The sequence below is a fragment of the Desulfothermus naphthae genome (genome assembly GCF_054657475.1).
In genome coordinates, this window is sequence record NZ_BAAHYQ010000001.1 from 830,875 (window position 1) to 846,680 (window position 15,806).

Consider the following 15,806-nt stretch of genomic DNA (forward strand, 5'->3'; position numbering starts at 1 on the left):
TTAGCTTGACAATATAGTGAATTAATGGTATAAAGTGTCTCAAATAGGAAGTATTAGGAGGCACTGATTCTATGCGTAGATTCCATGTTAAGTTCACTGAAAAAAATCTTACGGGCAACGCCGGACTGGTATTGCTGGGCCTATTTGCTGACAAACTGAAGCTTCCCAAGATGCTTGAGCAACACATTACTATTAAGCGGGGAGCTACCGCACAGTATAAGGTTTCCGACATTATCATGATTTTGATGATGGCAGTGTTAGCCGGGGCTAAGCATATGAGCCATGTATTTATCCTAAGATCTGATTTAGCATTGAGGTCGCTTTTTAAATGGGAAAGGTTTCCTGACTATACTACCATAAATCGGGTTTTTAAGTTGTTTAATCCCCGACATTGCAATGAGCTCTCCGATGTAGAAACAAAAGTGCGCAAAAAGGTTTGGGGTAAAAAATGGTTTAGCCGCATCACTTTAGATTTGGACTCTACAGTGCGTGGAGTGTATGGGAAACAGGAAGGTGCCGAGAAGGGTTACAACCCCAAGAAGCCAGGACAAAGGGGATATCATCCGCTCCTTTGCTTTATTGCTGAGACGCGGGAATGTCTTCACAACTGGTTTAGAGCCGGAGATGCTTATTCAGCCAATGGTTGTGTAGAGTTTATGCAAGAGTGCTTTGCCAAGCTTCCAAGGAGAGTCTGGAAAATTATTGTACGTGCAGATTCCGCCTTTTTTAATGGAGAACTTTTAGACTACTTAGAAGAGGCTCATGCTTTGTACTTAATCAAGGTTAAGATGCGAGGACTCACTCAGCTTTTAGAAGCTCAGAAGTGGCACAAGGTTAAAAATAGACCTGGCTATGAGAAGACCGAATTCACATACAAATGTGAAAGGTGGAAGCACCCCCGCCGGTTTGTGGCCGTACGTCAAGTAATAGAGAGCAAATTTAGTTGCTTTTTTTTCAGCGTTACAAAGACTGAGTATGATTATTTTTGTTATGTAACAAATATGAACCTGAGTCCCTGGGACGTCCACAGGTATTATTGCCAACGGGGGGCCAGTGAAAACTGGATTGAGTGGTGTAAGGGACAGATGGCCTCTGGAAGCATTTTGACACAGGATTTTTGGGCCAACTCCGCCATATTCCAGACCTGTATTCTGGCTTACAATCTACTGGTTTGGATGATGTGGCTCAACGATGAAGATGGTTTTAGAGAAGAGCCCAACACAATCCGCATGTTTCTAATCCATGTTCCAGCTCGGCTGATGCATGCGGGACGACAATGGTTCCTTCGATTATCGAGGGATTATTTTTTCAAAGAACGTTGGATAAAGATAGAAAATTCCATCCGGTCATTACAATTTGCTTAATCTTTTTTTGAGAGTATCCTCCAAAATAGGATTTTGCGTAAGTCCATGTGCAGTGGTGTGCCTTTACACACCCGTAAAGAGTGCCACTGACCGCAGCTTCTACCTGAAAAAGCCTTCCAAGTCACAATGAGGGAGACATATCCTTTAACATAACAGCTCCATATCTAGGTATCTCTGTCCAGAACAATCAGTTGCTTACGATTGAACTGTAATTGCAGATTTTAGGTTTAGATAAATTTGCATATATTAGTAAAATACAGAACTTTTTATACAGGATAACCTATGCACAAGACTGTTTAAACCTTTATAAGTCTGTTTTTCCACTTGGTAAAAGGGAAATATCCCTCTATGGTCTTTAAAAAAAATAAATAGAGTAGTGAATAATTTATGTATTTAGAGGAATATTTGAAGGTCAGATCAGAGAAGTGCTCAAATGGAAAAGAAGATGGTAAGATATTCTCAAAAATTTTAAAATAAGAGGATGAACTAATCAAGATTAGCATGCGAGGTCTTTAAAGCATCGCAATGGGATGTTTAACAATATGGGAACCATTTTAAGGCGAAAGGTATTGAAAAGGTGAAAGGAGATGATTAAGGAGAGTGTTCACCTAAAGATAGATAAAAATCTTTGCTGATATTTGGCAAAGATTTCAGGATCAGTTAATGCATGCCATAATTTCATTGATGCATGAACCATTTCTTCCTTTTTAGATACAACTTTCGTCCTACCTGTTATTCGTCCAAGATGATGTCTTGTATTGCTATTATCTCTTTCTGTTGTCACTGTTCTTCTTTTCCCTATTATATGACGCTCTGGCGGCAATACCTTCTTAAAAGCTTCCCAATCATCTGTATAAAAAACAGCATCCTTCAATTGTTCAAATTTTTTGTATAACCCTCTGAAGGTTGAAGCATCACGATCGCCGATAACCCAGGCAATAGTTCGCCCTCTGCTACGATCCAATGCCTTGATGATCCATATTTTGTTTTTTTTGACTGGATAAAATGCCACATCTCATCAAATTCTATTTCTTTTATCTCATTAGATATAGCTGGTTCTGGAAGTGATTCGGCTTCCTCTTTTATCCACCGGTAAGTCAATGAACGAGAAACTCCAAATAATTTAGCTAAAAAGCCAAATGATGCTTTACCAAGAGAATAAAGAATAACTGCAAGAGCTTTTTTTACTTTCAGAGATTCTTTTCTCCTTGCATCTCCTATCACAAAAGTTCGTGAACAGTTCTTGCAGAGATACCGCTGTTTTTTACGAACAAAACCATTTTTGACCACTTGCGTTGAATTACAATGCTTGCATACAACCATTTTCTCCCTCCCATCATTTTGGTTGGGATAACTTATATTATATTTCTATCTAAATGTAAACACTCTCCTTTTAATAAAGTCTAAGAACGAAAGTTTTCCAACTCCCTTCGTTGATTATCGGAATAGTTGCACCCTAATCATATCCTCCTCCAAATGATCTTTGTTCAAAATATTATCTTAGTTTATTATAGATATTTACGCAATTCTACTTACTATGTACTTTTATAAAAATCAAATTGTCTAATTGAGACAAATAAAAATTTTTATTTTCTAATTTTATTAGAAAAATCAAAACATACTAGATTTCCTTTGTTTTTTTTTCATTTATTTAATTGACATTAATTTTTCTCTTTTGTTATAACTAACCAAAAGATTTTGGAATTATTGTATTTTTTTATTTAATAAAATGAGCAAAAATGAAATCAAAGGTAAAAAAGTTTGTGGCTAATATCGATAAAGTGTAACAATCGTGATTACTGTTTATTATAATAAATAGCTATTTCAGAAGAAATACTAGAGGCAAATGGGTTTTTAAATTTTATAAACCAGGAGGAAAAAAATGATAGTTGCCAAAAGAAAACCCTTAGAAGAAATCAAAACCATGATTTCCCCTTACAAAAAAATCTTAATTGTAGGATGTGGCACATGTGTAGCGGTTTGCTTGGCTGGAGGAGAAAAAGAAGTAGAAGTCCTGAAAAATGAATTGTCTCTTTCAATGGGAGACAAAGCTAGTTTTGATGGAATAACTTTAGAGAGACAATGTGATAAAGAATTTCTTGACCAATTAAAAGACATTGCAGATCAATATGACGCATTTTTATCAATGGCATGCGGAGCTGGAGTCCAGTTTTTAGCAGAAGTATATCCAGATAAGCCAGTATTCCCAGCAGTTAATACTTCATTTATAGGGATTAATAGGGCTGTTGGATGGTATGAAGAGAGATGTCGTGGGTGTGGAAATTGTGTATTGGGTATAACGGGAGGAATATGCCCTGTCACTATGTGTGCGAAAAGTCTGTTTAATGGCCCATGCGGTGGCACTAATAAAGGAAAATGTGAAATAGATGAAGACCAACCCTGTGCATGGTACTTGATTTATGAAAGATTGGAAAAACAAGGCAGACTTGACCAAATAATGGATGTGATCCCTGCAAATAATTGGGAAAATCAAAGGCCAAGGACAGTTATACAACCAGGCTATGAAAAATTATATGAGACTTCTTCAAAATAAAAATTTAGGAGGGATATTAATGAACAAGAGAAATATTGAAGAAAGCAGCAAATTGGAGCGTGTCCTAAGGGAAGGACATTTTGCTTTTACTGCCGAACTTGGACCTCCTAGAGGAGCTAATGTAGAAAAGGTCAAAAAAAAGATATCCTATTTAAAAGGATATGTAGATGCTGTAAATATTACTGACAATCAAACTGCAATTGTAAGGATGTCAAGTCTAGTTACTTCTCTACTTTGTCTTGAAGAAGGACTAGAGCCAGTTTATCAAATGGTGTGTAGGGACAGAAACAGACTTGCCATGCAATCTGACATACTAGGCGGTTATGCAATGGGCATTCGCACTATTCTATGTCTTTCAGGGGACCACCAAAAATTTGGAGATCATCCTCAGGCAAAAGGTGTATATGATTTAGATTCTATGCAACTAGCTGCAATGGTTAAAAAAATGAGGGATGAAGGAAAATTTCTAGGAGGCGATGACATAGATGTACCACCTAAAAAAATCTTTATTGGTGCTGCTGCAAATCCCTTTGCTGAACCACATAACTGGCGAGTATATAGACTTGCAAAAAAGATAAAGGCAGGAGTGGATTTTATCCAAACCCAATGTATTTATAATATGAAAAGGTTTAAGGAGTGGCTAAAACAGGCCAATGATATGGGACTCACCGAAAAGGTATATATCCTCGCAGGGATCACACCATTAAAGAGCGTTGGTATGGCCAGATATATGCAAAACAAAGTCCCAGGAATGGACGTTCCCGAAGAATTGATAAAACGACTCAAAGGTGCAGGAAAAGAAAAGGCTGCTGAAGAAGGAATAAAAATAGCCTGTGAACAAATAGAAGAGTTTAAAGAGCTAAAAGGAGTTGCTGGAGTTCATTTAATGGCCATAGAATGGGAACATAAGGTCCCTGAAATTGCTGAAAGGGCGGGTTTATTACCCCGACCAGAGGTCTAAAAACAAAGAGGAGATAGATATGAACAAAAAAGTCATGGTCCTGGGAGGAGGTATTGCGGGCCTGAGTGCTGCCCTTGAACTTTCTCAAAAAAATATTGAGGTAGAACTGGTAGAAAAAACGTGCTTTTTAGGGGGAAAGGCCATTGGTTTTACTTGCAAGGCCACAGACAAATGTCAGCAATGTGGAGCCTGTTTAGTTGAAGAGACCTTGAGGGATGTGGTAGCACAACCCAATATAACTGTCCATCTACGAACAGAAATAGACAGTGTTATAAAAAACGGAAAATTTAAGGTAAAACTAAAAAAATCAAATTCTATACCCCAAAAAGATAAGATCCTTACAGGATTTTCAAAATACAATTCCCCTTACAAAGTAATTATTGGCAATCCCCAAGGCTCAGAAGATGGAGTTAAGATAGATGAGCTTGGAACAGAAGGAGAAAGAGAGGTTGATGCACTTATAATCGCCACTGGTTTTACCCCCTTTGACCCTGCTGTAAGGGCCACATATGGTTATAAGAGGTGGAAAAATGTCATCACTGCCCTAGAATTAGAGAACATGCTAAGAAATGAAGTCAAAGTAATTAAACCATCAAATCATCAACAAGCAAAAAAAATTGCCTTTATTCAGTGTGTTGGAAGTAGAAGTAAGGATTTTAATAGTGTCTGGTGCTCAGAGGTGTGTTGTCCCTATGCCTTGAGAATGGCAAGAATGATAAAACACAGATACCCTGACACAGAAATCTGGGTATTTTTTATAGATATACAGAATGTTGGTAAGGAATATTCTTCTTTTATAAAACAGATAAACACAGAATTAAACCTAGTGAATGCAACGCCGATTGATATATTTCCACGAGATAAGGAAGATATGGTAGAAGTAGCATACAAAGACGAGATAGAAGACTTAAGAAAATTAGACATCTTTGATCTGGTTGTCCTCTCAGTAGGTATTATGCCAAATGAAGATAATAAAGAGGTGGCAAAGAAAATAAATGTTGATTTAGGTGAGGATGGTTTTTTTAAAGAGGTAAATCTAATGGAACCAGGCCTTACCTCTCAAGAAGGAATATTTCTAGCTGGAACCACCACAGGTCCTAAAGACATCTTAAATACCATATCTCATGCAAAAAGTGCAGTTTGTCAAACCCTGACTTATTTAGGAGGCAAAAAGTGAGTGAAATAAACATTAATTCAGATGTCCTTGTAATAGGTGGTGGGGTGGCAGGGATAATGGCCACTCAAAAAATAAGAAAACAGGGATATTCAGTATCCATCCTAGATGAGGGAGAGGGATTTGAACCAGATCCTTGTTATAAATTTGAGGTAGCCAATTACTATTCTCAGATATTAGAGGAATTAAAAAAGGACTCCAATGTCACATGGATGGATAATGTCCAAATATCTAAAGTGGATGGGATGTGTGGTGATTTTAAGGTTTATCTCAAGTCTGATAGAGGATTAGAAAAAAAGAATTTTGGAGTAATTGTAATAGCTACTCCTTATAATTACATCCCTGTTTTTGAAGAATATGGCATAAACCCAAATGAAAATATATTTTCTATAAGGCATTTGTCAAAGCTTTTAACTGAAAATATAGAGATTAAAGGCACTACTGTTTTTCTCACTACATTTAATGAAGAAACTAATCCTGTAAGTTTTAAAAATATCCTTCTCCATGCAATAGAACTTGCTAAATCAGGTTCAAGGGTGTATATTTTTTGCAAAAATGTAAAGTCTGCATCTTTTGGACTTGAAAAGCTCATATTATGCGCAAAAGAAAATGGAATAATGATTTTAAAGAGCAATAAGCCACCACAAGTAGAGACTGAGGACAAGATTGCAAAGGTTATTTTTTATGAGCCATTAATAAAAAAAGATATTGAAATTTCTCCAGACTATGTTATTGTAGAAGATAAAATAATGCCTAATGAAAAAAATCAGGAGATTTCTGAACTCTTTGGCATACACCTCGATTCAAATGGTTTTTTACAGACAAATAATGTGAGGAGGATACCAGTTTTCACTAATAAAAAAGGAATATTTGTAGTGGGTTCAGCTTTGGGAATTAAGGCAATTCCATATCTTTTTACTGATGCCATAGATGTGAGCTGTGAAATTCAAGAATTGATTAAAGATGGCGGCAAGGTAGAAATAGAAGAGACAATCACTATTGACCACGAAAAATGTGTAAGATGTTTGACCTGTTATAGGGTATGTCCCCATGGAGCAATATACTGGGACGTGGATAAAGTAGCTATTTCTTCTTTGGTGTGTGAAGGATGTGGTATATGTACTGCAGAATGCCCAATGAATGCTATTCAAATAAAAGAATATTCTGATGACAAAATAAAAGAGGAATTAAAGAACATATTGGACTTTAAAAAAGATGGACCTGTTGTTGTTGGTTTTTGTTGTAAAAACTCTGCATTTGAAGCAGTTGAAGGTGCAAAAACTTTAGGGATTGATCTACCAAAAGGCTTTAAGGCAATAAAGGTTCCTTGTGCTGGTAAAATAGACATTGATTATGTATTGGAGGCCCTTGTCAAAGGTGCAGATGGAGTTATAATTGGGGCATGCTATAAAGACAATTGTAAATCTGAAAAGGGTAATATCTTTGCAGAATATAGGATAGAACACCTGAAAAAATCATTGTCCCAGATAGGATTGGACCCTAAAAGGGTAGAACTTCTCAATGTAGCTTCTAACATGCCCATTGACTTTTGTGTAAAATTAAAGGAGATATTTAAAAAGCTGGAGGCATAATTAGTTAAAAATTTAGTTTAAACCAAAGGAGTAATTATGGGAAAAAGGATCATTTTAGTAGATGATGATCAAGACTTTTGTGAGATTCTTAAGACAAAATTAGAAAAAAAAGGGTTTTCAGTAGAGTTAGCCTATGATGGTGCACAAGGGCTTGAGAAAATAAAGGCAAATCCACCAGATATTGTGATTTTAGATGTAATGATGCCCAAAAAATCTGGGCTGGATGTGTGCAAGGAATTGAAATCAGATCCAGCTTATAAGGAAATTCCCATAATAATGCTAACAGCAGTAGCTGAACACATAGGTGAAACCACATATACTCAATATGATGCCATGGGAATGGAGGCAGAAGACTATATCCCCAAAGGACCTGATTGTACAGAAAAGGTTATAAATAGCGTAATGGAGCTTCTTCAACAGGGTTAATTTATTTAAAGTTTAAAACTTCGGGTTGACAAAAAAATTATCTTGAGAGGGAAAGTTATATCTAAACGAGAACCTTTGTAACCATCTCTTATGCCCATAATATTATTTAAAATCTGCAACCTAGTTTGATATTTTAGTTTGATATGGTTAATTAAAATAGTATAAAGCGCGTAAAATACAAAGTATGAGGAGACACTGATTCTTATGGATAGACTTTATGTTAAGTTCACAGAAAAAAATCTTACGTGCAAGGCCGGACTGGTATTGCTTAGCCGATTTGTTGACAAATTGAAGTTTGCCCAGATTCTTTCTTGAGCAACACATCATTATTAAGCGGGAGCTACCGCACAGTATAATGTCCCAAGTCTCAGGAAAGATGTCACCTTAGTGTGATTAAGAAAGGAGTTTTATTCTTGAGTTCTTATCTTAGTCTCCCTTCCTCCTTGTGGGAAGGGAGATTTTTAACCTGGGCGGATGAAGTCTTTTACCTAAAATTTCCAACATAAAGTAAGAGCAATTCTCGGTGAGAAATAATTTGATCTTACAGATTTATTTTGTTATAAGAAATAGTTATAGAATTTCTTTTTGTTTAATTTTTAATACATTTTACGAAAAAAAAATAAAATTTTTCTCGTATTTCCTTATAAATCCTACGTTTACAAAACTCACCGAGAATTGCTGTTGCTGGTTTTAGCCTATTGACAAAGTTATTAATTTTGATTAAATTTAATATATGGGTAAAATTTTGAAACATGAGGAGGAGAAATTTTTTATGGTTAAAAGAAAATTTATATTTTATTTATGTGTATGTTGTTTGCTATTGTGTCCATATGTTTGCAATTCTCTGACTGTCCTAAAAGATAAAGATTTAGACCAAATAATTGCTACTCAAGGTATATCCCCAGGAGTAAATTTGGCAATAGATGACGTAGTGATTTACTATTTCACGGATTATTTAATATATCATGATGACGATGGGGAAGATTACTCTAATTATGACCATTTGGCAGGTAAAGCATATGGAGCTGAAATTATTTTAGATGATGTTTCTATAAACGGTGGAAGAATTGATGCCGTTATTCCCCAAAAGATAATTGGAAGGGATGCCCATTTCCACTTATCGGATTCAGGTTACATCAACTCATCATCATTTATATACAAACCATTTAGTATAGACGTATCAGAAGAGTTACCCCGTCTGTTTTGGAAGGCTCAAGACGTTAATTATGGGGGAGTCTTTATAGGAATGCCTACATTAGATTTTTATATAAAACAGTTTGACATCGCAAATATTTACACACATTCAACAACTCGCTCTTCCTGGAATGATTTTTTTTCGATGGGTGTTATGCAGATTAAAGATTTAGATATTGTCTCCCTAGAGGGAATTATGGTAATTATTCCAGGAGTATCCAATAGTAGTAGTATAAATATAGCCTTAGATGATGTGAAATTATTTGTAGGAATGAAAGAGTTGGTTTATGAGGATACTGAAGGGCTGTATAACCCCGTAAATGATGAATATGACAACTTTTATTCTGATATATCTCATTCGGCAAGTATTCCCCATCCAGCCAGATTGATCTTTAATGATTTAACTTTTGATATGATTTCCGTAAATTCCATTGTGATTGATAAAAATTCAGAAAACCAGCTGGAAATTTCCAGTCCAGGAGATAATATATCTTCTTCTTTAATTGAAACTATAAGGAATTTACAATCTTCAACTGTTCCCCAATCAATAATCCAACAAGGAGGTTCTGCTTTTAGCATAAACTTAACATCGTATCTTTCCACTACAACAAAAATATATAATTCTCAAGGTATTTCAGGTAGTGCAGCAGGTTTATTTATTAATTTGCCAACAATTGAAATATATTGCAACCATGTTGTATTAGGAGGCATTGAGGTCGACGATCCCCTTTATCCAGAAGATCCATCAGATCTATTAGTACTCAATGACAGAGCCTCTTTTGGAAGTATGGAAGCAACCGATGTAGCTATAGGCATATTTTCAGGATATGTGGAGGTATCACCAAAATGAAAAATTTTTGTATTGTGATATTAATCTTAATTTTCATGGGTGACAATGTTTTTGGAATGAATAGGCTCAGTGACAATGAGTTGTCTGGTGTATATGCTAAATCTGGTATTAATATTGTAATAGACGATGTAACGATTGCTCAACAATTTGGCTCTCTTTCTTACAATGATTTAGATGGAGGACTAAATCCATATAATCTACCAACCTTAGATATAATATCAAATAGTAAGGGTGCAAAAATTAGTTTAAATAATTTTAAATTTGATGTATTACATATAAATCAGTTGTTACCAAATGACACTGCTGGGGAAATTGATGCTCATTTTAACACATCAATGAGTGAAATAATACAGTCATTTGATGCTTCAGGTCTAACTATTGACGTAGTAGATGAATTGCCCATACTTAGCATTGGATATAACTATATGTTTGGTGCAAAATATGGATTGCCTTTACCTGAGCCAGGCAGTGAGACTTACAATCAATGTGGAATAGTCTTTGGAGTACCGACCTTAGATATATTCGCGGATGAAATTCAAGTGGAACAAATTACTATAGACAACTTGGAAAGGAATTCCATAAACAATAAAGAGAGTTTTTTTTCTTTGAACATCAAAAATATGGACATTGCCCTTTTTGGGGGATATTTTGAGATAACTTCACACCAAGAGTGTGGACTAAATATAGCCTTGGACGATAATGTGATATATATGAATTTTGATAGGATAAGTATATCTGATCCTGAAGGAACCAAAGAAAACAATTTCTCAGATGGAGGTACATCTCTTTCTCTAGGAAATGTTACGATAGATACTTTAAAATTAAATGCCCTAACCCACACAGATTTTTCAATTTTAAATTTGTTATTAGGTAATATCCACATCCAGAGTCCAGGTACATATAATGCCCATCTTCAAAATCTAGACAATTATAAAATGGTAGTCTTGTTAGATATATTAAAATCTTATCATGCTCAACCCTTATTAATAAACGTAACCAGACAACTTCCAGGTATCACTGAACTTTATAAAAGTGCAGGGATACAAGGAAGCTTTGCTGGAATATTCGTAGCAGCTCCAACAGTAGAAATATACATGGATAATTTTAAAATAGATAAAATTACCATAAACGACTCGTCTAATATTGCGGCGAATAATGGAGCGTCTTTTTTTGGTACTAATATAAAAGGCATAGAAATTGCTGAATTAGCTGGGTATGTGGAAATTTGTCCACAATAAAAAGGGACTTATCATGATAAAAAAAATATTCTTATTATCATTAATTCTTTTTTCATCTTCAATATGTTATTCTATGCAAAAAATGAATGATAATCAATTAGAACAAATATCTGCTGGAGATGCAGTAGGGATATTAGCAGATCATCTATATATTTATTCCGCTTTTAATAAGATTTCCTTTTTTGACAAGGACGGACTCTCTGGTTCAGATGGTGCATCTTTAGCTTTAAATAATTTAGAATTTGACGTTGTTAGGTTTGAGGCTCTAGCCAGAGATGGTACAATAATCTATGATCCTGATGAACAGCACCTACAGGGGGATGCCCGTTTTGATACAAGCCAATCTAATTACATTACAGACTTTCAACCATCAATTTTAACCATTAATGTAATTGATGAATTACCAGTAATGAGTGCTATGTCGAATTTCAAATTATACGATAATCAAAATAAAGATGATGCAAATTATTCTGGCTTATATATAGGGTTACCAACAATTGAAACTTATATAGATGAAACAAATTTAGGTTCAATTACTATATCATCTTTATATTCTAGCATAGCCAATAGTGACAAAAGTTTTGCACATATCTATACTCAAAGCATGCAGCTGGACATTCTGGGGGGGAAATTAGAAATTGCCCCTCACCCAGGGTATGGGATTTCTATGGCACTTGATGATGTCGTAATATTCACCAAAATCCCTAAAATTATCATATATGATGAAGAGGGTATACAAAACACCGATTACCAATTTAGGCTGAAAAACATTGTTTCTGACGTTTTAAGAATAAATTCCATTTCCCACGTTGATAGTGATGGGATAATACACAGTATTGGTCAATATGATTTATACGTAACTAATGGCAATTCCATTGATGAATTTAATACAAAACAAATTGATTATTATAATTTTACCCAAAAAAGAAGTTTTAATCCTATTACTCTAGATTTATCTAACAATTTACCATCTTTATCATCTCAAAAAGGTTTGCCCATAGCTGGAATATTAGTAGGGTTACCATCTCTGGAATTTTATCTAAATGACTTGAGATTTGATTTTACTGTGGGGGAAGAGGACGATGAATGGTTGGGTAAAATACTCATTAAGGGATTGGATTTATGTATTTTGGAGGGAAATATAGAGATTGCTCCACATTATGAATATGGTGTTGATATAATTCCCGATGATATAGTTGTGTATTTAAGTTCAGATCAAATTGGATATATGGATATTGATGATAATTCATATTTATGGATAAACAATTATGAATTTGATACGATGTATATAAATGCCCTTTATAAGGATAGTAACGGAAATTTGCTAAGTCCTGGTAAATATCCTTCATATATAACTCAGGATAATAATCATTTATCAAACTCAGCAGTTCAATCCAATTTCTCCCCGTCAGCCCTTACTATAGACATAACGTCAAATCTACCAAAAATGTCCTTACATTATGGTGATAATAGAGGAGGAATATATTTAAATCTTCCATCTTTGGAAATCTTTACAAAAAAAATTGGAATAGGGTCAATAACCCTTGAAAGAGTAGATGGTGCACAAAACAATAATAGGCCTTTATTCACAAACATGGCAATAAAAGATGCAAAAACAGCAATTTTGGGAGGAAGTTTAGAAATTGCTCCCCATTAAAAGAGGTTAGAATCGTGATAAGAAAAATAACAGTTATTTTATTTGCTTATTTATTTATATTCTTTTCACACCAAGGGACTCCAAGATTGATAAAACTAAATGAAAAGCAACTGAGCGAAATAAAAGCAACTAGTGGTATTTCTATAGAATTAAATAATATTGAATTATACCATGAATTTCAGGAAATATCATTTCACGATAGTGATGGTGGCACGACTGAGTTTAATAAAATATCTCTTCAAGACGTTGTGATAGGAGATGGTAATGGTTGGGGCTATTACGTAGACACACTATATCCAATAGAATTGGATATAGTAAAATTTTATCGGGAATCATTAGTGTTACTAGATTATGACTATGCCCTAAAGATAAAAGCTCCTATGATAAATTCCAATCAAATCACATCCATAGAAAATATAAATTTTTGTGGTCAAGACATTGGTAGGCTAGACTTAGGACCTAAATTAAAAAATTCTTTCGAATTTTGGTTAGTTCCGCCTGACTGCATTACCCCCTTAACATCAGATGCAGGAATATATTTTAAGTTATGGACATTCTCCCAAAATGGTGGGTTAAAATATTTTTATAACAACATGGGAGATAATTTTCAGATAGGTAATTTATATATTGCCCAATCAATTAATGGCACACCAGAATACCCTTCCTCATGGGTACCTCAAGGAAAATTCTTTGTAGGCAAGGAAGGAGGAGCAGATGGAGATTTCGCAAGAATAAATATTACCAATTCCAACCATAACGTTATAATGGATATGGATTTTCCCATGAGCGGCAGTATAAGAATTTCAAATGTCCATGCTGGAGATTTCAACTTTGGTCCAATAGCCATAGACTCTATACAGGTTCATAGAATGAGTGTCAGATTTATTCCTTGATAACCTACGTATTTCAGAAAACAAAAACAAAATATACACTACTTGGACTAACAGCCATCACATCTTCATCTATTATCATGAAGGATAGAGAGTGTTTACATTTAGATAGAAATATAATATAAGTTATCCCAACCAAAATTATGGGAGGGAGAAAATGGTTGTATGCAAGCATTGTAATTCAACGCAAGTGGTCAAAAATGGTTTTGTTCGTAAAAAACAGCGGTATCTCTGCAAGAACTGTTCACGAACTTTTGTGATAGGAGATGCAAGGATAAAAGAATCTCTGAAAGTAAAAAAAGCTCTTGCAGTTATTCTTTATTCTCTTGGTAAAGCATCATTTGGCTTTTTAGCTAAATTATTTGGAGTTTCTCGTTCATTGACTTACCGATGGATAAAAGAGGAAGCCGAATCACTTCCAGAACCAGCTATATCTAATGAGATAAAAGAAATAGAATTTGATGAGATGTGGCATTTTATCCAGTCAAAAAAAACAAAATATGGATCATCAAGGCATTGGATCGTAGCAGAGGGCGAACTATTGCCTGGGTTATCGGCGATCGTGATGCTTCAACCTTCAGAGGGTTATACAAAAAATTTGAACAATTGAAGGATGCTGTTTTTTATACAGATGATTGGGAAGCTTTTAAGAAGGTATTGCCGCCAGAGTGTCATATAATAGGGAAAAGAGGAACAGTGACAACAGAAAGAGATAATAGCAATACAAGACATCATCTTGGACGAATAACAGGTAGGACGAAAGTTGTATCTAAAAAGGAAGAAATGGTTCATGCATCAATGAAATTATGGCATGCATTAACTGATCCTGAAATCTTTGCCTAATATCAACAAAGATTTTTATCTATCTTTAGGTGAACACTCTCTAAAAAATTAATCCCTTTGTTTTTTGTTTCAAATCCTCAATAAATGACCATTTTTCTTTAAAATGACTTTGAATGATTCATTTCTTCAAGATGAACAAGCTCATGAACCACTACATAATCAATAACACACAGAGGTGCCATGACCAGTCTCCATGAAAAGTTCAAGTTTCCTTTAGCTGAACAGGACCCCCATCTTTTTTGTGCGTTGGTTATGTTGACTCTGTTGTATTTAAACCCTCTCTTCTTAGCATACCATTTAACTCTTTCAGAAATCTTTTCATAAGTCCTTTCTCGGTACCAATTCACAAAAACTTGTTTTGCAATTGGTAAATAGTTTTTTGAGAGAAGGAAGCCATTTTTGAACACCAAAGGCTCACTTTGTGCCTCAATAATGGTTAACTTGTAATATTTGCCAAGATAGAGGAAACCTTCACCATTAACAAATTCTTTTTTAACAAGCTTGGGATCTCTTAAAAGTATTTGCTCTTTCTTTTTCCTTATCCAGTCTGCATGTTTTACAACAACTCTTTTTATAACCTCTTCACTTACCCCATAGGGGACTCTAATGATTAACTTAGCATCTTCTGTTATTTGCAAGGCAATAGTTTTTCTTTTTGATCTTATTATTTTTTCAATCTCAATTTCTATCTCTAGATCATTATTTTGCATACACATGATATACCTGTTCTAGCAATTTTTGAGCTATTTCGTTCCTTATCTCCACCTCCTCAAATCTCTTATGCACTTGCTGCATAAATAGTTGAAGGGTGGCCTCTAACCAAATAAGTCTTTCCCTGTCCTCCTTGGTAAAACCTGTATTTTCAGCAAAACATGAAGTTGCAATCAAAAAACAATACAATAAAATACAACTTAATACCTTCTTCATCTTTATCCCCGAATTTTTTTAATTCTAACGGAGCAAAAAATGTTATCTTTCTATTGTTAACACAGGTTTTCCTGATCTTATAAAGTATTTGGGCATTATTGGCCTCTCTTTATATCAAATCTGAAAAACATTTTTA

At 34.7% G+C, this 15,806-nt stretch carries 16 protein-coding genes; 12 read left to right on the plus strand and 4 right to left on the minus strand.

Features of this window, described 5'->3' with window-relative positions; genetic code table 11:
- Positions 1-71 precede the first annotated feature (71 nt).
- Entirely contained in the window at positions 72-1,364 is a 1,293-nt protein-coding gene (locus tag ACYQ1E_RS03985) for an IS1380 family transposase (RefSeq protein WP_459874805.1), read from the plus strand.
- A 604-nt stretch (positions 1,365-1,968) separates the two neighbouring features.
- Here ACYQ1E_RS03985 and ACYQ1E_RS03990 read toward each other — a convergent pair.
- Positions 1,969-2,328, minus strand: coding sequence for an IS1 family transposase (locus ACYQ1E_RS03990; protein ID WP_459875551.1), 360 nt, complete (start codon positions 2,326-2,328; stop codon positions 1,969-1,971).
- Positions 2,235-2,687 carry an IS1/IS1595 family N-terminal zinc-binding domain-containing protein gene (locus ACYQ1E_RS03995; protein ID WP_459875553.1) on the minus strand — a complete coding sequence of 151 codons (453 nt, stop codon included), beginning with the start codon at positions 2,685-2,687 and terminating at the stop codon, positions 2,235-2,237. Before ACYQ1E_RS03995 ends, ACYQ1E_RS03990 begins: the two co-directional genes overlap by 94 nt.
- Positions 2,688-3,246: 559 nt before the next feature.
- Here ACYQ1E_RS03995 and ACYQ1E_RS04000 point away from each other — a divergent pair.
- The 11 genes from ACYQ1E_RS04000 (at position 3,247) to ACYQ1E_RS04050 (ending at position 14,743) form a co-directional block, all read left to right on the plus strand.
- Positions 3,247-3,918 carry a methylenetetrahydrofolate reductase C-terminal domain-containing protein gene (locus ACYQ1E_RS04000; protein WP_459875555.1) on the plus strand — a complete coding sequence of 224 codons (672 nt, stop codon included), beginning with the start codon at positions 3,247-3,249 and terminating at the stop codon, positions 3,916-3,918.
- 19 nt (positions 3,919-3,937) lie between these two features.
- The gene (locus tag ACYQ1E_RS04005; RefSeq protein ID WP_459875557.1) at positions 3,938-4,879 is read left to right on the plus strand and encodes a methylenetetrahydrofolate reductase; all 942 of its coding nucleotides are present in this window, start codon (positions 3,938-3,940) and stop codon (positions 4,877-4,879) included.
- Positions 4,880-4,898: 19 nt separating this feature from the next.
- A complete protein-coding gene (locus ACYQ1E_RS04010) occupies positions 4,899-6,056 on the plus strand; it encodes an FAD-dependent oxidoreductase (RefSeq protein ID WP_459875559.1) in 1,158 nt (385 codons plus the stop codon).
- A complete protein-coding gene (locus ACYQ1E_RS04015) occupies positions 6,053-7,645 on the plus strand; it encodes a hydrogenase iron-sulfur subunit (RefSeq protein WP_459875561.1) in 1,593 nt (530 codons plus the stop codon). The genes ACYQ1E_RS04010 and ACYQ1E_RS04015 overlap by 4 nt, the downstream gene beginning before the upstream one ends.
- Positions 7,646-7,681: 36 nt before the next feature.
- Positions 7,682-8,071, plus strand: a complete 390-nt coding sequence (locus tag ACYQ1E_RS04020) for a response regulator transcription factor (RefSeq protein WP_459875562.1) — start codon at positions 7,682-7,684, stop codon at positions 8,069-8,071.
- Between the two features lie 772 nt (positions 8,072-8,843).
- Positions 8,844-10,115 (plus strand): hypothetical protein, encoded by a 1,272-nt coding sequence (locus ACYQ1E_RS04025; protein WP_459875564.1) that lies wholly within the window; start codon positions 8,844-8,846, stop codon positions 10,113-10,115.
- Entirely contained in the window at positions 10,112-11,353 is a 1,242-nt protein-coding gene (locus tag ACYQ1E_RS04030) for a hypothetical protein (RefSeq protein ID WP_459875566.1), read from the plus strand. The genes ACYQ1E_RS04025 and ACYQ1E_RS04030 overlap by 4 nt, the downstream gene beginning before the upstream one ends.
- A gap of 13 nt (positions 11,354-11,366) precedes the next feature.
- Positions 11,367-13,010, plus strand: a complete 1,644-nt coding sequence (locus ACYQ1E_RS04035) for a hypothetical protein (RefSeq protein ID WP_459875568.1) — start codon at positions 11,367-11,369, stop codon at positions 13,008-13,010.
- Positions 13,011-13,024: 14 nt separating this feature from the next.
- Positions 13,025-13,903 carry a hypothetical protein gene (locus tag ACYQ1E_RS04040; RefSeq protein ID WP_459875570.1) on the plus strand — a complete coding sequence of 293 codons (879 nt, stop codon included), beginning with the start codon at positions 13,025-13,027 and terminating at the stop codon, positions 13,901-13,903.
- Positions 13,904-14,057: 154 nt separating this feature from the next.
- Complete coding sequence (locus tag ACYQ1E_RS04045; RefSeq protein ID WP_459875571.1) at positions 14,058-14,510, plus strand: IS1/IS1595 family N-terminal zinc-binding domain-containing protein; 453 nt, start codon at positions 14,058-14,060, stop codon at positions 14,508-14,510.
- Positions 14,417-14,743: an IS1 family transposase gene (locus ACYQ1E_RS04050; RefSeq protein WP_459875573.1), complete on the plus strand. Its 327-nt coding sequence runs from the start codon at positions 14,417-14,419 to the stop codon at positions 14,741-14,743. The genes ACYQ1E_RS04045 and ACYQ1E_RS04050 overlap by 94 nt, the downstream gene beginning before the upstream one ends.
- Positions 14,744-14,841: 98 nt before the next feature.
- On the opposite strand, the gene ACYQ1E_RS04055 is transcribed toward ACYQ1E_RS04050, so the two are convergent.
- Together ACYQ1E_RS04055 and ACYQ1E_RS04060 are read right to left on the minus strand one after the other, a co-directional pair.
- Positions 14,842-15,453 (minus strand): M48 family metallopeptidase, encoded by a 612-nt coding sequence (locus tag ACYQ1E_RS04055; RefSeq protein ID WP_459875574.1) that lies wholly within the window; start codon positions 15,451-15,453, stop codon positions 14,842-14,844.
- Positions 15,443-15,670, minus strand: a complete 228-nt coding sequence (locus ACYQ1E_RS04060) for a hypothetical protein (RefSeq protein WP_459875576.1) — start codon at positions 15,668-15,670, stop codon at positions 15,443-15,445. The genes ACYQ1E_RS04055 and ACYQ1E_RS04060 overlap by 11 nt, the downstream gene beginning before the upstream one ends.
- Between the last annotated feature and the right edge of the window lie 136 nt (positions 15,671-15,806).